This window comes from Aeromonas sp. 19NY04SH05-1 (genome assembly GCF_040581895.1).
GTDB classification, from domain to species: domain Bacteria; phylum Pseudomonadota; class Gammaproteobacteria; order Enterobacterales; family Aeromonadaceae; genus Aeromonas; species Aeromonas enteropelogenes.
This window is the reverse complement of the sequence record NZ_CP095328.1, coordinates 3,214,112-3,232,146: the sequence shown is the minus strand read 5'-3', so window position 1 is coordinate 3,232,146 and position 18,035 is coordinate 3,214,112. Positions and strand designations below refer to the sequence as shown.

Sequence of the window (18,035 nt, the reverse complement as noted above, 5' to 3'; positions counted from 1 at the left end):
GTCTATCGCTTGCCAAAACCACGCTACCGCCCGTGGATTACAGCTTCCAATATGCTCCATTAACCAGCGAGGGCAGTAACCCATCACTGTTCAATAGGTACCGGATGGCCATGTTAGGCCAAACGAATCTGATTTAGCCAGTCAAAAAATGACGTAACTATCAGTAATGGATTGATTTTTTGCGCCAGCTCAACATTTGGTGTGAGGCGCGGCCTGGGTTGCCACTCGATGCCGATAGTCAGGGGCGAGTGGCGGCTGGTAAAGGAGACCAAGAGGCGGGGCTGTAAATAGGAGGCTCTATGGCTGTATGGAGATTGGCATTGGATAGTGGCCCGCAGATGACTTGATGCTTGCCACGCAAAAGCCTTGGTGATGGGAAACATGTCTCGATATGACCAGCAACCACAGCTTGGCCATATATGGGATTAAAAAAGCGTCTTCTGCACCGGCTCGGCAACCAGATAACGCTCATTAACCCCCTCTATCCCGCCAATCAGAAAGGGGCTTCGGGGATCGTGGCGTTGCTTGTGCTTGATAACCGATTCTTGGCTATAGGTGGCGTAACAGTAGGTGCAACCATGCAGGCAGGTGTTGTAGGCGCCGATATCGATGCTCTTGACGCAGCCACAGGCCTCGCGTTGGCCGAGATCTTTTTTGCCGTCGACCCGGCGGTTGAACAGATAGTGGATCAACTGATCATCGATGCATTTGCCATGGGCAATGCCGAGATGGGCGAGGTCGATAGTTTCGGCACAGGTTTCTATGGTCATCCCGAAACGGGCGGCAGTCTGCGCCATAAAGGATGCCAGCTCATCCAGCGCATCATGGTTGTCCAGGTTGTTATCCAGCATGTCGTGAAAGACAAGGTTCTCGACCGCACGCAGGTTCTTCTCTGTCTTCTTGTAAAGGTCGGCAAAGCTGATGACGACCCTGTGGGTCTTGCCGGCCAGAAGTGACGCAATCTTGTAAAAGAGCCGCTTGTGTTCGGCCAGATCGACCAGGTTGCACAGCAGTATGGGGTCGTAGCGCCAGATGACCTTGTGGGGGCCAATTCTGTCTGATAACTCACAGAAGGTCTTGATGGCGTTATGGGGCCTGGGGACCCGGCTCTCCAGGGTTTTGGGGTAGCCGGTCAGGGTGTATTGAAAATAGTAGCGATGGCCGAGGGCATCGAGTTCATCCAGGTGGTGCATCAGCATGGCTGGCTGCCGGGTCCAGAATACGATGGCATCGACCTTATCCGGGTGCAGTGACACCCGGGTGATTTGGTGGGCATTGAACGGATTGCGGGTGAGTAAAAAACCGGCCCTTATCCGGTTCATCAACCAGGGGGTATAAAAGGCCGGGATATCGGTTCTTCTGCTTGCGCTGATGATCATGGCATTGCGGCACTCGCCCCGGGGATTGGCAAGGAGGGGATAGGCCGCTCCTCGCCAACCCGCAGGGCATGAATATCAGGCCCCGGATTCAGGCGGCGTGTGCTCCGGTGCGCCGCTTAACAGATCCAGCCCCTCGTCCTGACTCAGCACCAGGTAGCGCTCGTACTGGCGCAAGACATCGGCGCTCAGCTCGTCGCGGGTCAGGTACTGGATGTCGTAGCCGGCGCGGCCGTCGGCAAAGTAGGTGATGGGCTCGAAGATGCGGGCATCCGGGTCATGGTTGTGGGCCGCTTCCAACGGGTTGAAGGCGGGGGCGGGGCGGGCCTCGATGCGCACCCCGTAGCAAAAATCGCGCCGCCCTTCCTGGGGCACCAGCAGGTGGCACTGATCCGCATCTTCTTGCACGACTCGGCTGGCGAGGCCGCGCGCCTCGAACTCGCGACACAGGGCGGTTAGGGCCGGCAGGGCGGTATCACGCAGGAAGGTGTGAGCATCGGCCTCGGTGGAGGGACGCAGCAGGTGATCCATTCGGGTGCGCCACTGCTTGCCGTTCCAGAAATCGGTGGCGGGGGAGAGGCGGCGCGCCGAGTGCTCCCGGTCGGCGACCAACCCGCGCCAGAGGCCCAGGCAGAGCAGCACCATGATGATGGCAAACGGCAGGGCGGCGATCAGCGTCATGGACTGCAGCGCCGCCAGCCCGCCGGTGGCCATCAAGGTGCCGGCGGTGATACCGAGCAGCACGGCCCAGAACAGGCGCTGCCAGATCGGGGAGCGCTCCTTGCCCTGGGTGGCGATGTTGTCGATGACGAAGGCCCCCGAGTCGGCGGAGGTGACGAAAAAGACGCTGATGAGGATCACCGCCAGCGCCGAGGTGATGTCGGATCCCGGCAAGAGGTCAAAGAAGTTGAACAGGAGGGTGTCGACGTTGCCGACCGAGCTGGTCAGGGTCTGCCCCCCGGCGCGCTGGCTGACCCAGATGGCGGCGTTGCCGAATACCGTCATCCACAGCAGGTTGAAGGCGGTGGGCACGAACAGGACGCCGAGGATGAACTCACGCAGGGTGCGCCCGCGGGAGATGCGGGCGATAAAGAGGCCGACGAAGGGGGACCAGGAGATCCACCAGGCCCAGTAGAGCAGGGTCCAGTTGCCGAACCAGCCCGCCTGGCTGGTCTCGCTGTAGGTAAAGGTGCGGAAGGTGAGCTGGGTCAGGGACGAGACATAGTTGCCGATGTTCTCGGACAGGGCCCCCAGCAGATACTGGGTGGGGCCGGCCAGCAGCACGAACAGCAAGAGCACGATGGCGAGGAAGAGGTTCAGCTCGGAGAGGCGCTTGACCCCCTTGTCGAGGCCGGTGACCGCCGACAGGGCGGCCAGGGCAATGACGACGCCGATGAGGCCGAAGCGAAACAGCTCCCCCGAGGTATCGATGCCGGTGAGCCGGGTGATCCCCGCCGAGAGCTGCAGCACCCCGTAGCCCAGGGTGGTGGCGATACCGAAGATGGTGCCCACCAGGGCGAAGATATCCACGGCGTGGCCGAGCGGCCCGCGGATCCGCTCCTTGAAGATGGGGTAGAGGCCGGAGCGGATGGTCAGCGGCAGGTTGTAGCGAAAGCCGAAGTAGGCCAGCACCAGGCCGACGATGGCGTAGATGGCCCAGGCGTGAAAGCCCCAGTGAAAGAAGGTGGTGACCATGGCCTCGCGGGCGGCGGCCGGGGTGAGGGGCGCCGCCTGGGGCGGTGAGACGAAGTGGGTCATGGGCTCGCCCACCCCGAAGTACATGAGCCCTATGCCCATGCCGGCGGCAAACAGCATGGCGAGCCAGGAGGTGAAGCTGAACTCGGGGCGCGCATCGTCCGGCCCGAGGCGGATGTTGCCGTAGTGGCTGAAGGCGAGCACCAGCAGCAGGATCAGGAACATGCCGACCACCAGCACGTAGAACCAGCTGAAGTGCTGGGCAATCCAGCTCTGGCCGTCGCCAAAGAAGCGGGCGGCCGCCTCTGGCGCCAGCGAGCAGACCGCCAGCAGGGTGATGATAAACAAAAGGCTTGGGATAAATATCGGTAAAGACAATGTGCAACGCGGTGTGTTCATGGGACACCTTTGGATAAGGAGGGGCTCTGTCAAGATACTATAAAGCCACAACACGCCAAATAAACAAACCCTGATTAATCCTTGGTCACTGTCACACCTTGACGCTAATCGTGGGTCAGCGAGTGGAGGTGGCTCACAGGTCCGCATAAAAAAATCCGAAACTGCTTGAAGCAGTTTCGGATTTTTAATGTTAAGGAGCACTGTGCCTATCGGCGGCGAATTCCCGGGAGGACGTTTGCATTCCCGTGTCAGATGCCGTTATGGCTGGCACCTCAACTCAGGCCAGCTCGTCCTGGCCGACGCGAATGACCAGCTTGCCGAAGTTTTTGCCTTCCAGCAGTCCCTTGAGCGCCTCGGGGGCGTTTTCCAGACCATCCACTATCTGCTCCAGATAGTGGATCTTGCCCTCACTCACCCACTTGCCCATCTGCTCGGCGAACTCGCCATAACGATGGCCGTAGTCATCGAAAATGATGAAGCCTTTCACGGTGGCCCGCTTGGTCAGGATGGTGGACCAGGCCCAGTCCAGATGATCGGGTCCCTGGGGCAGGGCGCTGGCGTTGTAGTTGGAAACGGTGCCGCACAGCGGGATGCGGGCCTTGGCATTGAGCAGGGGCAGCACGGCCTTGAGCACCCGGCCACCGACGTTCTCGAAGTAGATGTCGATGCCATCCGGGCAGGCGGCGGTCAGCTGTTGCTCGAAGTCGCTCGCCTTGTGGTTCAGGGCAACATCGGCGCCCAGCTCCTCGCGGGCCACCTGGCATTTCTCGTCGGATCCGGCGATGGCAACGACCCGGCAGCCCATGATTTTTCCGATCTGGGCGACGGTGGCGCCGACCGGGCCGGTCGCGGCGGCGACCACCAGGGTTTCACCGGCCTTGGGCTGGCCGATATCCATCAGCCCCATAAAAGCGGTGAAGCCCGGCATGCCGAGCACGCCGAGGGCGTGGCTGACGGGGGCCTGTGCCGGATCCAGCTTGAACAGGAAGCTGCCGTCGGAGACGCCGTAATCCTGCCAGCCCACCCCGTAGCTCAGTACCCAGTCCCCTTCCTGGTAGTCGGGGTGGCGGGAGGAGACGACCCGGTTGATGGTGCCGCCCACCATGACGCCACCAATGGCCACGGGGTCGGCGTAGGAGTCGGCATCGCTCATGCGACCACGCATATAGGGGTCGAGGCTCAGGTAGACGGTTCTGAGCAGCAGTTGCCCCTCCGCTATGCTCGGGACTGGGGTGGTTTTGAGGGCGAAGTGTTCGGCACCCGGGGTGCCGACTGGGCGTGCGGCCAGGGTCATCTGGCGGTTTTCGGTTCGGCTCTGGTTCATGGTATTTCCTCACATTACTGGGTGTCAGTGCCATTGCGTAGTTGGTTTGCCCGCAACGGCGCGAGTCGGGAAGGCGTCATCCTTATGACATGGTGAGCGCCTTCTTTTTGTAAAATTAGACCGGTCGTCTAGTGGCGATTGCCAAAAAAGCCCGACATCTATCGGGCCTGTTTATTCATGGGGCCAGCAGCTGGAGCGTCATGGTGTAGGCGTGTTCCAGCTGTTGCCCCTCCCGATCCAGTTTGCCAAGCAGGGCCGCCCCCAGCCAGAGCTGGTAGAGGTTGTTCGCCAGCGGCTGGGTCGCTCTGTGACTCAGGCTGCCATCGGCGATGGCTTCTTCGATGGCCAGCGCGAGGCGCCGCACGACCCTGTCTGTACCGGTCTTCAGGATGAGGCGCATGGTGTCGGAGAGATCCGCCACCTCGGCGCTCAGCTTGACGACCAGGCAGTCGCAACAGCTCCCTTTCCAGTGGGCGAAGTAGCGTAGCAGGCGTTCGCGTCCCGGTTTGTCCTGGCCACCGAGCAATGCTTCCATCTCCACCAGATAGCTGTCGATGTAGTGACTCAGCAGGGCTTCGCCAAACTGCTCTTTTGACTTGAAGTAGTGGTAGAAGGAGCCCTTGGGCACCCCGGCCTCTTGCAGCAAAAAGCTCAACCCCATGGCGTTGAAGCCGTGGGTGGTCAGTATGGTGCGGCCAGTGTCGAGCAGATGCTGGCGCGTGTCTTGGTATCTGTCGGTCATGGCGGCATGGTAGTAGTTACTAGACCGGTCGTCTAGAAAAAGATCGCCAATAATGCCTCTTTTTTGTTCAGGGTGTGTGTTCTGTATGTGGACAAGCAGGGCTAACCCCTTGTTCGGGATGGCATTACCGGCGTATCAGGTCGAAACGAGAGGGCGGGGCTTTGTTTCGCCCGCGCCTGGCGATTTACGCCGATTCTCGTTTTTGCAGATTGGGGGTGATGATATGGCGATTGGGGGCGAGCTCGGGTTGCTGCATCCGGGTCAGCAGGCGCAGGGCGGCCTGGCGGCCGATCTCCCGCGCCGGCGAGCTGACGAAGGTGAGAGCGGGGGCGGTGAGTTCGGCCTCCGCCACGTCGTCAAAGCCGAGCAGGGCTACCTGCTGGCCGATGTAGTTGTCCTTGCCCACGGTGCGACCGCTCGCCTCCACACCGTAGATGCCGCCGAGGGCCACCTCCGGGTAGTGGCACAGAATGGCCGTCACCTTGGGATGCTGGTGCAGCAGTTGGGCTATGGTGTCGGCGGCGCTGCGCTGGGTGCGATCGCATTCGAGCACCCACTCGGGTTTGAAGGGCAGGCCGTACTGCAGCAGGCTGGCGCAGTAGCCGCCGATCCGCTCGGCGCGGGTCAGCGAGTCGGCCCTCCCCCCCACATAGGCGATATGGCGGTGGCCCTGATCGATGAGGTAGGTGGTGGCTTGCTGGGCGGCATGGGTGTTGTCCGGGCCGATAAAGTCCACGTCATCGCGATAATAGGAGCGGGCGGCGCACACCACGGGCAGCTCGGAGTCGAGCAGCGCCTCCATGGTTTTGGCGGCCGCGCCGCGCACCGGATTGAAGATGATGCCCGCCACCCCTTGGCGCGACAGGGACTGGATGCTCTGCTGCAACCGCTCCGGACTGTGGCCGCACTGGGTCAGAAACAGCAGGTACCCCTGCTGCTCCAGCACCTCGCTCACCCCGGCAGTGACCTCGGTATAGAAGGGATCCGTGATGTCCCGCAAGATCAGTCCCACCAGGTTGGATTGCTGGCTGCGCAGGTTGGCGGCGGCGCTGTTGGGCACATAGTCGAGCTGCTTGATCGCCTGCTGCACCCGCTCTGTGGTGGCGGGGGAGATGCGCCCCTTGCCCCGCAGCACCATGGAGACGGTGGTGACCGAGACTCCCGCCAGCTGGGCAACGTCGGTGATCTTGGGGTTTTTCGACAAGAGCGGTTTGAGGGACATAGGCGAACGGGCGACAGCAGATGGATACCGAGGCCACAGCATACCCCCTCGTCTGCCTGAGTGAAACGTTACATCACCTTCGAGCCGATCTGGCTCACAGTTTCGCAACGCCTATCCTGCCAGCTCGGTCATTCTGTGATCATCTTGGCAATTGCGAAGTGATAAAACGTTTTATCATCCAGCAAAACCTGATGGGGGGCTGTCGCCCTTGCTTGCCAGCAAGGGAGTGGACAACGGCGACAGTGACCGACATCGGGCGTGCCCTTAACCTTACAAGGATCAGACACATGGCCAAGTCACCCGCCAAATCCACGATATGGGAGTTCCTGCAAAGCCTCGGCAAGACCTTTATGCTGCCGGTCGCCCTGCTGGCCTTCTCGGGCATTCTGCTCGGTGTCGGCAGCTCGCTCACCAGCGATGCGGTCAAGCAGAGCATGCCCTTTCTCGACAACACCCTGCTGCAACTGCTCTTCCTCTGGATGACCAAGGTAGGGCTGGTGGCCTTTATCTATTTGCCGGTGATGTTCGCCGTCGCCATTCCCCTCGGGCTGGCGCGCGAGGAGAAAGGAGTGGCGGCTTTTGCCGGTTTCGTCGGCTACGCGGCCCTCAACCTCTCCATCAACTTCTATCTGACGGTCGCCAACGTCATCGGTGACGCCGCGGCGGAGAAGGCCTACGGGGTGAAAGCCATCCTCGGCATCAGCTCCATCGATACCGGTATTCTGGGAGCCATCATCGTCGGGGTGATCGTCGCCAAGCTCCACGCCCGTTTTTACACCTACAAGATGCCGGATGCGCTCGCCTTCTTCGGCGGTGCCCGCTTCGTGCCCATCATCACCGCACTGGTACTGGGGGTGGTCGGTCTGGTGGTGCCCTTCGTCTGGCCTTGGTTCGCCGCCGGCATCAACGGCATTGGTGCGCTGATTTCCCACGCCGGCCCCTTCGGTCCCTTCCTGTTCGGTACCGGTGAGCGTCTGTTGTTGCCGCTTGGCCTGCACCACATTCTGGTAGCGCTCATTCGCTTCACTGAAGCGGGTGGCACCCAGCTTGTGTGCGGCAACGAGGTGAGTGGCGCCCTCAATATCTTCTATGCCGAGCTCTCCTGCGCCGATACCACCCAGTTCTCGGTCTCGGCCACCTCCTTCCTCTCCCAGGGCAAGATGCCGGCCTTCCTCGGCGGTTTGCCGGGGGCGGCGCTTGCCATGTATCACTGCGCCCGTCCGGAAAATCGCGGCAAGATCAAGGCGCTGCTGGTCTCCGGTGTGGTGGCTTGCGTCATCGGCGGGATCACAGAGCCGCTGGAGTTCCTGTTCCTGTTCGTGGCACCCGTGCTCTATTTCGTTCACGCCATCCTGACTGGTCTGGGCTTTATGACCATGGGGTTACTCGGCGTCACCATCGGCAACACCGACGGCAACCTCATCGACTTTCTGGTGTTCGGCGTGCTGCAGGGCACCGCCACCAAGTGGTATCTGGTGCCCGTGGTAGCGGGGATCTGGTTTGCCATCTACTACAGCGTGTTCCGCTTCGCCATCGTGCGCTTTAACCTCAAAACCCCGGGCCGGGAAATCGAAACCAGTGAGGCCGCGCAGCCGGCTGGCAAGAAGGCAGGCAACAGCGGTTACAACGGCGAGATCATCCTCAATGCCCTGGGCGGTGCCGACAATATCCTGGCGCTGGACAACTGCATCACCCGCCTGCGCATGTCGGTGCAGGACATGAGCCGGGTCGATGACAAGCTGCTCAAAGCCAACGGCGCCATCGGGGTGATCAAGCTCGACGAGCACAACCTGCAGGTGGTAATAGGTCCCCAGGTCCATCTGGTGAAAAACCAGTTGCAGAGCCTGATGGGGGCCTGATCCGGCCAGCCTTTTACCTTAATCCCCGGGGGCGTCACGCCCCCTTGTTCATTCGTATCTTTGCTGGCGAGAGAAAAAGAGATGCCCAACACAGACCCCTTTGATTTTGACCGCCCGGTCGATCGCCACGGCACCTACTGCACCCAGTGGGACTATGTGGCCGACCGCTTTGGCCACGCCGACCTGCTCCCCTTCACCATCTCCGACATGGATATCGAGACCGCTCCCTGCATTCGCCAGACCCTGGCCAAGCGTCTCGAACACGGGGTCTTCGGCTACAGCCGCTGGAACCACGACGACTTCAAGGGGGCGGTCACCGGCTGGTTCGCCCGCCGCTACGGTGCTCGCCTCGACCCCGAGAGTCTGGTCTACGGTCCTTCCGTCATCTACATCATCGCCCAGTTGGTGAGCCTCTGGTCCAAACCGGGGGAGGGGGTGCTGGTGCACACCCCGGCTTACGACGCCTTCGGCAATATGCTCAGCGCCAACGATCGGGTGTTGCTCCCTTGTCCGCTGATAAAGGGGGAGGGGAGCTATCACATTGACTGGGCCTGCTTCGAGCGTCAGACGGCCCGCCCCGATTGCCGCATCCTGCTGCTGTGCAGCCCCCACAACCCCACGGGGCGGGTCTGGACGCACGACGAGCTGGGCCGGATGGCCGACATCTGCCAGCGTTACGGGGTCAGGGTGATCTCGGACGACATTCATATGGACATGAGCTTTGCCCCCTACCAGCCCTGGAGCGAGGTAGCCCCGGATGATGGCTGGGCACTAGTCAGTTCTGGGTCGAAATCCTTCAACATTCCGGCGCTGGGTGGTGCCTACGCTTTTATCCCCAATGAGGGGGCGCGGGCGGATTATCTGCGGCAGCTCAAGGCTGCCCACGGCCTCTCGTCCCCCCCTATCCTCGGGGTGTTGGCCCATATCAGCGCCTATCGGGAGGGGGAAGCGTGGCTCGATGCCCTGAATACCTATCTGCACGGCAATCTGGCGCTGGTGGCGGCGCGGCTCAACGCCGCCTTCCCCGCCATCGACTATCGGGTGCCCGAGGGGACCTACCTCGCCTGGATTGATTTGAACGGGCTCGGTATCGACTCGGCCGAGCGGATGGATGCGCTGCAACGCTTGCTGGTGGAGAAGTACCGGGTCGCCATCATGCGTGGCGACACCTATGGCCCCGAGGGCAGGGGTTTTATCCGCTTGAACGTCGGTTGCTCCCGCCACAAGGTGGAACAGGGGCTAGCTGCCCTGATCGGGGCGCTGGGAGAACTGGTAGCAAAATAGAGACCCCGCCGATTGGCGGGGGGAGGGGGTCAGCGGTAGCGGCCGCGCACCGAGCCGCTGGTGCGACCCGCCATCTTGATCAGGCTCTGGCGGGTGTGCAGGTGGCAGAGCGCCACCCCGAGGGCATCGGCTGCATCGGCTTGCGGAGTGGCGGAGAGTTTCAGCAGATGGGTCACCATATGCTGCACCTGCTCCTTGGCGGCGCCGCCTGTGCCGACCACCGCCTGCTTGATCTGGGTGGGGGAGTATTCGCTCACCGGCAGGGCTGCGTTGACGGCGGCCACGATGGCGCTGCCCCGGGCCTGTCCCAGCTTCAGGGCCGAGTCGGCGTTGCGGGCCATGAAGACCCGCTCGATGGCAAATTCGGTGGGCTTGAACTGGGTGATGATCTCGCACACCCCGTCGTAGACCTGCTTGAGGCGCTCCGGCAGCTCGCCGCAATCGGTGCGAATACAGCCCGACCCCAGATATTCGGCCTTGCCGCCGACTACCCGGATAACCCCGTATCCGGTGATCCGCGATCCCGGGTCTATGCCCAAAATAATGCTCATGGGTTGTGATTGCTCTGAACGCGAGTGATGGCCGCCAAGATAGCAAACTGTGGCCCGCTTGGCTGTACGTCTGCACTCAAGCGGCCAAACATTGCGCAGCCACGGAATGTGAAGGTACCCCCGGCCGTCACTCAGCCCTCAAACAGGGTGACTGTGTCGCCATCGCGCAGGCTGCCGGCGCCGCGTACCACCACCCTGTCACCGGCCTTGAGGGCGCCGCTTACCGCCACCTGCTGGCTGTCGCCAAACAGCACTGTGACTGGTACCCGGTTGACCTTGAGCCCTTTCGCTCCCTGTTCGACCCGGTAGACCACGCTCCCCTCGGTGCCGAGCACCAGGGCATCTCGTGGTAGCTGCATGCTCTGCTGCTCTCCAAGGGGCAGGGCGACTCGCACCGGCGAACCTATGATGAAACGACCCGCGTCGGGTTTGAGGCGCAGCTCGATGAGGCGTGATCTGGGATCGGCGCTGGCCGCCCGCTGGTAGTAGACGCCGTGGCCGCTCAGCTGCTCCCCTTCCACCCGCAACCGGGTCTGGGGCGCCAGCCGGCCGGCCCAGACGATGGGGGCCTGCAGGCGGATATCCGGCAGGTCCGGATTGACCAGCTCCAGTGCCCGCTCGCCAGCATCCACATGCTCCCCCGGCTGGATGAAGTGGTTGTTCACCACCCCGTCAAACGGGGCGAAGATGTGGCTGCGGCGCAGCTGCTCTTCAATCTGGCGTACCTGCACCCGGGCCAGCCGCTCGGCCAGCTCGGCTTGCTCCACGTCGTAACGGGCCTTGTCATACTGGCTCTGGGAGGTGCTCTTCTGCCGGTGCAGCGTCGCCAGCCGGCCAAACTCGGCCCGGGCGAAGCGCACGTTGCTCTCCCACTTGGCCTGCTCGGCCCGGGCCTGCTCCAGCGACAGTTGCAGCGCCGCGTTGTCGAGGCGCAGCAGTTCGTCCCCCGCCTTGACCCGGCTGCCAAATTCGGCGATCCACTCCACTCGGCCACTCACCTCGGCGCTCAGTGCCGCCTGCTGGCGGCTCGCCACCGTGCCACTGACCCAGATGCTGGCCGCCGTCTCTCCCTGGGTCACATCCGCCAGGGTGACCACCTTCTCCTGGGCCCGGGCGGTGCCCAGGCTCCCCGCCAGCAGGGCCGCTGTCATCAGCATCCTTGTAACCATTCTTGTAAAAACGGGTGTCATCGATGAGCTCCTTGCTCAGGCCCGCTGTCGCAGGGGAAGTGGGGTGTCGGCCCGCTCTCCCAGTCGCAGGAAAGCAGGCAACAGGATCAGGGTAAACAGGGTGCTGCAGCTCATGCCGCCGACGATGACGGTGGCCAGCCCCCGGTAGATTTCACTGCCCTCGCTCGGGCTCAGCATCAGCGGCAGCATGCCGAAGATGCTGGTGAGGCTGGTCATGGCGATGGGGCGCATCCGGCTTTGCAGGGCGTCGGTCACCGCCTGCGGGCGGCTCATCCCCTCCCGCTCGGCGCTGAGGGTCTGGTGCACCAGCAGGATGGCGTTGTTGACCACCAGCCCCAGCAGAATGACGAAGCCGATGATGGTCAGCAGATCCATCGGCAGGGGCACCAGCAGGCCACTCAGGTGGAGCGCCAGCACGCCGCCGACGGTGGCGAGTGGCAGGGCGAGCAGCACCAGGATGGCGTCTTTCAGGGAGGCGAAGACCCCCCACAGCAGGAGCAGCAGGATCATCACGGCAAACAGGAAGATAGCCCCCAGGTTGTCCAGCGCCTGTTGCAGGCTGTCGGCGTTGCCGTCGATGCGCAGCTCGCCACCGGCGGGCAGCTGCGGCCGGATGGCGACGAAGCTCTTGTGCTGCAGTACTTCTAGCACTTGCTCCATGCTCATCCCCTCCGGCGGGGCTATCTGCAGGTTGATGCTGCGCCGGCCGTCGGCGCGAAAGATGCTGGCCGGGCCCATGTCGTGCTCCACCTGCAGCAGTTCGCCAAGGGGGACGATGCGCCCGGACGGGGTCGCCAGCGGCACGGCCCGCAGTTCGTCGGGATTGGCGGAGCTTTGTCCCATCAGCAGGATGTCGAGCCGCTCCTCCCCGTCGAAATACTCGCCGACCCGCAGGCCGTCACCGAAGGTCTGGATGATGACGGGCATGGGGGCACGATCCCAGCCCACCTCGGCGAGGCGCCTGTCTTGTGGCACCAGGCGCAGCTCGGGGGCGGTGAAATCGAGATCGGGTTGTGGTCTCACCTGGGCGCCCGGCAAGTCCTGCTGGACGATGGCCATGGCGGCGCGCGCGGCCTGGTAGAGGGCCGGCAGATTTCCCCCCTGCAGCAGCAGGGAGATACCGTTCTCGCTGTCAAAACCGCCAAACAGCGAGCCTTGGCCACCAAAGGCCCGGGTGTCGGGAATGTCCACCAGCAGCTGCTTCATCAGCAGTTGCTCCAGCTCCTTGATGCGGTTCTCGTCCCTGGGCCTGACCCCAATCTGGGCACCGCCCGGGTAGCGCAATATGTAGTAGTTCTTGAGGGCAGGCTCCTGCTCCCCCTTCATGTAGGGGGCGAGGCGGGCGATCAGGGTATCGATCACCTCCTCGCGCTGGGCCTTGAGGTTGACCCCGGGAGTGAAGCTCATCCAGACGTCTACCGCATCGCGCTTCACATCCGGCAGGTAGTTCATCCTGGGCAGCAGGGCCCAGGTTGCCAAGGCAGGCAGGCTCATCATCAGAGTGATGATGGTCCAGCGCCGGCGGGGCGTGCTGGTCCAGCGGATCACATGGCGGGTGGTGCGTTGCCACAGCGAGTCATAAGGGTCGATCAGTCGTTCTCCCCCCATCCAGCGCGCCGCCACGGCGGGCAGCACGATCACCGCCACCAGCATGGAGACGGTCACGGCGCAGGCGATGGTCAGCGCCAGGTCTGCAAACAGCTGCCCCTCCACGTCGTTGAGCAAGAGCACCGGCAGGAAGATGGCCACCGTCGTCAGGGTGGAGGCCACCAGGGCGGTCCACACCTGGCGGGTGCCTTCCAGCGCCGCGGCCGGCTTGCTCAAATCCCCCTTCTCGTGACGCCGGTAGATGCTCTCCAGCACCACGATGGCGGCATCCAGCACCATGCCGACCGCGAAGGCGATCCCCGCGAGCGAGATGACGTTGAGGGTTCTGCCCATCATTTTGAGCAGGCAGAAGGTGAGCATGATGCTGATGGGGATGGCGAGAGCAATCATCAATGTTGCCTTGAGCCGGCGCAAGAACAGCCAGAGGATGGCGCAGGAGAGCAGCACCCCCAGCCCCAGGTTGGCGGTCACCATGCTCACCGCCCGGTTGATGTAGAGGGAGGCATCAAACGACTGCTCCATGTGCAGGCCGACCGGCTCCAGCACCTCGCGGTTGAGCTCGCCCACCCTGGCCTTGATCCCTTCGAGTGCCGCCAGGGCGTTGGCCCCGCTCTCCTTGAAGATCTGCGCCGCGATGGCGGTGTTGCCGTTCTGGATCCGCAGTACCGGGTTCTCTTCCCGCGCCAGCCGGATCTCGGCGACGTCCCGCAGATAGATGGGCAGGCCGTCGCGCCAGTCCACCACCTTGTCCCCCAGACTCGCCACGTCGTAACGGCCGGCGAAGCGCAGCTTGTACTCCCAGCGGCCGATGTCGAGGGTGCCGGCGGAGACGTCCCAGCCGGTGCTGGTCCGGCTGGCCAATACCGGGATCTCCACCCCCAGCTCGGCGGCGCGGTAGGGGTCGAAGCGGATCTGGATCTGGCGCTCGTTGATCCCCTGGATATCGACGGTCGATACCCCGGGGATCCGCTCCAGCTCGGGTTTGACCCGAGCCTCTATCAGTGCCTGGTGGTCATCAATTTTCCCTTTGCTGCCAGGCAGTTGCTGGATGAAGAAGAAGGTGAGGGTGTCGTTGCTGCTGTAGTTGTTGACGTAGGGGCCGCCGATGTTGTCCGGCAGGCCGGAGACCCGGTTCAGACGCGAGATGACGTCGAGCTGGGCCCGCTGCATGTCGGTGCCGAGGGCGAACTCCAGATCGATTTCGGTGAAGCCGGGGTAGCTGTTGCTGATGAGACGCTTGAGCCCCTGTACCCCCTGCATCTCCTGCTCGATGGGGTCGGTTACCTCCGACTCCATCTCTTGGGGCGAGGCCGAGCGCCAGTCCACCGAGATATTGAGGTGCGGGCGCTCTATGTCGGGAAACAGCTGGACTGGCAATCCCCGAATGCTGAGCAGGCCCAGCAGAAAAATCAGCACGATCGAGACCGCCACCCAGATGGGGCGTTCGATCGCCGTTTTGGCGAGGTTCATTCACTCTTCCTGAGTTTTGTTGTTATCGGCCATTCCGCTGGCCTTGCTTCCAAAGTCCCTGAAACAGAGACTCAAGCATTTAACTGGAATTCCCCCCGCTTGTAAACGCATGGTTAACAAACAAAAAACCGGCCACCAGGGCCGGTTTTCAGGAGTCAACGGGATCAGGCTGCGTTGTCGACCCGGTTGGGCTGGGAGAGGCCTTCCAGCTCGCCCGGGGCGAAGTTGTCCACCTGGATGGCTTCATAGCGCAGGGCGTCGGCGGCCAGCAGCTTGTCCGCTTCATCCTTGCTCAGGATGGAGTGGGACAGGGCTGCGGCAACCAGCTCCGGCAGGGCCATCTTGCGGGGCAGTTTGCCCTCTTTCTGGGCCTGCACCAGCTTCTTCTCGTAGGGCTGAACGGCGACCATGGCCTGGAAGGCGCGCTCCATCAGTCCGACCGGATCTGTTTCGTCTTTGCCGACGTAGCAAAGCGCGGTCAGACGATCACGAAACTCACCCGGCTTCATCATGGCCAGGCAGATGGCGTGGCAGCGGTCATCGGCCGGCATCTTGTAACCAACGCCGAACGGGAACACTATCCGCCCCAGCACGGCACCCACCACCTTGTTCGGGAAGTTCTGGAAGAAGCCCTCGAACGCCTTGCCGATGAGGTAGAGGTTGCGCTCCACCGCGTACTGCACGAACGGCAGATCGGAGACCATGCGGCCCTGATCCTCGTAGTGCTTGAGGGTGGCGGAGGCCAGATAGAGGTGGCTCAGCACGTCGCCAAGACGGGCGGAGATCATCTCCTTGCGTTTGAGATCGCCACCCAGCATCAGCATGGAGATGTCGGCGCACAGAGCCAGCCCTTTACTCATGCGTGACAGCTGCTTGTAGTAGCGAGCGGTTTCGCCGGCCACCGGGGCGCTGTTGAACTGGCCCAGGGTCAGCCCCTGGAACAGGGCACCGAAGAAGTTGCCGGTACCGAAGGCGATGTGCTTCATCAGCAGGGCGTCAAACTTCTCGAGGCCGCGCTCTACGTCGGTGTCGGCCGCCGCTTCCAGCTCGGCAAACACGTACGGGTGGCAGCGGGTGGCACCCTGACCGAAGATCATCAGGTTGCGGGTCAGGATGTTGGCCCCTTCCACCGTGATGGCCACCGGGATACCCATGTAGGCGTAGCCGGTGTAGTTTTTCGGCCCAAGCTGGATGGCGCGACCGGCGTGGATGTCCATGGAGTCATCCATGATCTGGCGTGCCATTTCGGTCATGTGGTACTTGGAAATCGCGGTGACGATGGCCGGTGCCTGACCGAGGTCCAGGGAGCCTGCGGTCATGCGGCGGGCCCCTTCGAGCTGATAGGTGAGGCCACCGATGCGGGCCAGCGCTTCCTGTACCCCTTCAAACTTGCCGATGGACATGCCGAACTGCTTGCGCACGTAGGAGTAGGCACCCACGGTGCGACTCGCCATGTGGCCACAGGCGGTGCCAAGGGCGGGCAGGGAGATGCCGCGACCGGCGGAGAGGCATTCGACCAGCATGCGCCAGCCACGGCCGGCGTAATCCGGGCCGCCGATGATCCAGTCGAGCGGAATGAACACATCCTTGCCGAAGGTCGGGCCGTTGAGGAACGCCAGCCCCATGGGGTAATGACGATCGCCGACACGCACGCCCGGGTGATCGGTCGGGATCAGCGCACAGGTGATGCCGATCTCTTCTTTGTCGCCCAGCAGTTTTTCCGGGTCATAGAGCTTGAACGCCAGCCCCAGCACGGTGGCGCGCGGCGCCAGGGTGATGTAGCGCTTGTTCCAGTTCAGGCGAATGCCGAGCACTTCCTCGCCCTTGTGCATGCCCTTGCAGACGATCCCCTTGTCCGGGATGGCGCCCGCATCGGAGCCCGCTTCCGGACCGGTCAGGGCGAAGCAGGGCACTTCCTTGCCGTTGGCCAGCCCCGGCAGCCAAAAATCCTTCTGGGCCTGGGTACCGTAGTGCATCAGCAGTTCGCCCGGGCCGAGGGAGTTCGGCACCATGACGGTGACCGCCACGCTCAGGCTCTTGGTGGCGATGCGGGTGACGATGGTGGAGTTGGCAATCGCGGAGAACTCGCGGCCGCCATAGGATTTCGGGATGATCAGGGAGAAGAAGCCTTCCTTCTTCAGATAATCCCACACCGGCTCGGGCAGGTCCTTGGTCTCGTTGACGATCTTGAAGTCGTCGACCATGGCGAGCAGAGTTTCGACCTGGTTGTCGATGAAGGCCTGCTCCTCTGCGGTCAGCTCGGCCTTGCCGTAGCCGTGCAGCTTTTTCCAGTCGGGGTTGCCGCGAAACAACTCGCCATCCCACCAGACGGAGCCGGCTTCCATGGCCTCCCGCTCGGTGGCCGACAAGGGCGGCAGTATCTTCTTGAAGATGCCGAATACCGGACGGGTTACCACCTTTTTACGGATGGAGGGTACGCCGAGCACGACGGCTATCGCCAGCACCAGCAGGATTAGCAATGTGATCATACCGAAGTTCCTTCTATTTCACTGTTTCCGTTGATTTATTGTTGGTTGTTACACGGCCAGGGCCTGCCTGGTCGACTCCACGGGCGCCCCGACTCCGGACGCCAGATAAGGAATAACGTTGCGCACCAGCCCTTCCACATCGAGCTGCTGGCCAAAGTCGGCCTGGGCGATGTCGCGCAGGGCATCGGCGGAGGCCATGGTGAACACGACAGTGCCCAGGGTGAAATGCAGGCGCCAGAACAGATCTGCTGGCGACAGGGCCGGATTGGCCTTGGAGATGGCCTGGGTGATCCGCTGCAACACGGCGCCGTAATGGGCGGTGATGAAACGGCGCAGGTGGCCCTGGCTGTCGATGTAGCCGCGTCCCAGCAGCTGCATGAAGAGGGCAGGGCCGTTGGCCCGCACGGCAACCAGTTTCATCAGGGGATCGACAAAGCTTTCAAACACCTGCAGCAGGCTCAGCTGATCCTGCGCCATCAGGGTACGCAGACGGGCATCCAGTTCCGGCATGAACAGGCTCAGGTAGCGATCGAGCACCGCCTGGATCAGCTCCTTCTTGGAGCCGAAGTGATAATTGACGGACGCCAGGTTGACGTCGGCCTCACTGGTGATCAGGCGCAAAGAGGTATCAGCAAATCCCCGCTCGGCAAACAGCACTTCCGCGGCATCGAGAATACGGTTCTTGGTATCGATTTTACTCACTGTACACCTCACTTAAACGAATGTTTAAAAAGTACGTTTCATAAGGTCAAGTGTCAAGAGAGTGTGAACAAGTGTTAGCGAAATGTTTTTTTGCGAAAAGTACAACGGAAGGGGAACTTAAGTC

Annotated in this window: 12 protein-coding genes; 2 read left to right on the top strand and 10 right to left on the bottom strand. The window is 62.4% G+C overall.

Annotated features, from left to right (window positions below; translation table 11 throughout):
* Nucleotides 1-425 precede the first annotated feature (425 nt).
* The 5 genes from MRK42_RS14775 to MRK42_RS14755 form a co-directional block, all read right to left on the bottom strand.
* A complete protein-coding gene (locus MRK42_RS14775) occupies nt 426-1,379 on the bottom strand; it encodes a DUF1848 domain-containing protein (RefSeq protein WP_338610739.1) in 954 nt (317 codons plus the stop codon).
* Between the two features lie 75 nt (nt 1,380-1,454).
* Nucleotides 1,455-3,419 (bottom strand): BCCT family transporter, encoded by a 1,965-nt coding sequence (locus MRK42_RS14770; protein WP_231867092.1) that lies wholly within the window; start codon nt 3,417-3,419, stop codon nt 1,455-1,457.
* Nucleotides 3,420-3,747: 328 nt separating this feature from the next.
* Nucleotides 3,748-4,794, bottom strand: coding sequence for an NADP-dependent oxidoreductase (locus MRK42_RS14765; protein ID WP_338610736.1), 1,047 nt, complete (start codon nt 4,792-4,794; stop codon nt 3,748-3,750).
* A gap of 175 nt (nt 4,795-4,969) precedes the next feature.
* Nucleotides 4,970-5,536: a TetR/AcrR family transcriptional regulator gene (locus MRK42_RS14760; protein WP_338610735.1), complete on the bottom strand. Its 567-nt coding sequence runs from the start codon at nt 5,534-5,536 to the stop codon at nt 4,970-4,972.
* A 184-nt stretch (nt 5,537-5,720) separates the two neighbouring features.
* Complete coding sequence (locus MRK42_RS14755) at nt 5,721-6,758, bottom strand: Mal regulon transcriptional regulator MalI (RefSeq protein WP_042072889.1); 1,038 nt, start codon at nt 6,756-6,758, stop codon at nt 5,721-5,723.
* 287 nt (nt 6,759-7,045) lie between these two features.
* Between MRK42_RS14755 and malX the strand changes: the two genes are divergently transcribed.
* Nucleotides 7,046-8,617, top strand: coding sequence for a maltose/glucose-specific PTS transporter subunit IIBC (gene malX, locus MRK42_RS14750; protein ID WP_216994082.1), 1,572 nt, complete (start codon nt 7,046-7,048; stop codon nt 8,615-8,617).
* A gap of 81 nt (nt 8,618-8,698) precedes the next feature.
* Nucleotides 8,699-9,901, top strand: coding sequence for a MalY/PatB family protein (locus MRK42_RS14745; RefSeq protein WP_338610732.1), 1,203 nt, complete (start codon nt 8,699-8,701; stop codon nt 9,899-9,901).
* Nucleotides 9,902-9,930: 29 nt separating this feature from the next.
* Here MRK42_RS14745 and ruvC read toward each other — a convergent pair whose 3' ends face one another.
* From ruvC to MRK42_RS14720, 5 genes are all read right to left on the bottom strand, one after another.
* Complete coding sequence (ruvC, locus tag MRK42_RS14740) at nt 9,931-10,452, bottom strand: crossover junction endodeoxyribonuclease RuvC (protein ID WP_042027609.1); 522 nt, start codon at nt 10,450-10,452, stop codon at nt 9,931-9,933.
* Between the two features lie 131 nt (nt 10,453-10,583).
* The gene (locus MRK42_RS14735; RefSeq protein WP_338610729.1) at nt 10,584-11,603 is read right to left on the bottom strand and encodes an efflux RND transporter periplasmic adaptor subunit; all 1,020 of its coding nucleotides are present in this window, start codon (nt 11,601-11,603) and stop codon (nt 10,584-10,586) included.
* A 54-nt stretch (nt 11,604-11,657) separates the two neighbouring features.
* Nucleotides 11,658-14,720: an efflux RND transporter permease subunit gene (locus MRK42_RS14730; RefSeq protein WP_338610727.1), complete on the bottom strand. Its 3,063-nt coding sequence runs from the start codon at nt 14,718-14,720 to the stop codon at nt 11,658-11,660.
* Nucleotides 14,721-14,884: 164 nt separating this feature from the next.
* Entirely contained in the window at nt 14,885-17,209 is a 2,325-nt protein-coding gene (locus tag MRK42_RS14725) for an acyl-CoA dehydrogenase (protein WP_338610725.1), read from the bottom strand.
* A gap of 48 nt (nt 17,210-17,257) precedes the next feature.
* A complete protein-coding gene (locus MRK42_RS14720; protein ID WP_026456593.1) occupies nt 17,258-17,911 on the bottom strand; it encodes a TetR/AcrR family transcriptional regulator in 654 nt (217 codons plus the stop codon).
* Nucleotides 17,912-18,035 lie beyond the last annotated feature (124 nt).

Excerpts from the sequence above, each read along its gene's own strand:
- MRK42_RS14735 (WP_338610729.1), bottom strand. The coding sequence starts at position 11,603 with ATGACAGCGGCCCTGCTGGCGGGGAGCCTGGGCACCGCCCGGGCCCAG.
- MRK42_RS14745 (WP_338610732.1), top strand. The coding sequence starts at position 8,699 with ATGCCCAACACAGACCCCTTTGATTTTGACCGCCCGGTCGATCGCCAC.
- MRK42_RS14775 (WP_338610739.1), bottom strand. The coding sequence starts at position 1,379 with ATGATCATCAGCGCAAGCAGAAGAACCGATATCCCGGCCTTTTATACC.
- MRK42_RS14765 (WP_338610736.1), bottom strand. The coding sequence starts at position 4,794 with ATGAACCAGAGCCGAACCGAAAACCGCCAGATGACCCTGGCCGCACGC.
- MRK42_RS14760 (WP_338610735.1), bottom strand. The coding sequence starts at position 5,536 with ATGACCGACAGATACCAAGACACGCGCCAGCATCTGCTCGACACTGGC.
- malX (WP_216994082.1), top strand. The coding sequence starts at position 7,046 with ATGGCCAAGTCACCCGCCAAATCCACGATATGGGAGTTCCTGCAAAGC.
- ruvC (WP_042027609.1), bottom strand. The coding sequence starts at position 10,452 with ATGAGCATTATTTTGGGCATAGACCCGGGATCGCGGATCACCGGATAC.
- MRK42_RS14755 (WP_042072889.1), bottom strand. The coding sequence starts at position 6,758 with ATGTCCCTCAAACCGCTCTTGTCGAAAAACCCCAAGATCACCGACGTT.
- MRK42_RS14725 (WP_338610725.1), bottom strand. The coding sequence starts at position 17,209 with ATGATCACATTGCTAATCCTGCTGGTGCTGGCGATAGCCGTCGTGCTC.
- MRK42_RS14730 (WP_338610727.1), bottom strand. The coding sequence starts at position 14,720 with ATGAACCTCGCCAAAACGGCGATCGAACGCCCCATCTGGGTGGCGGTC.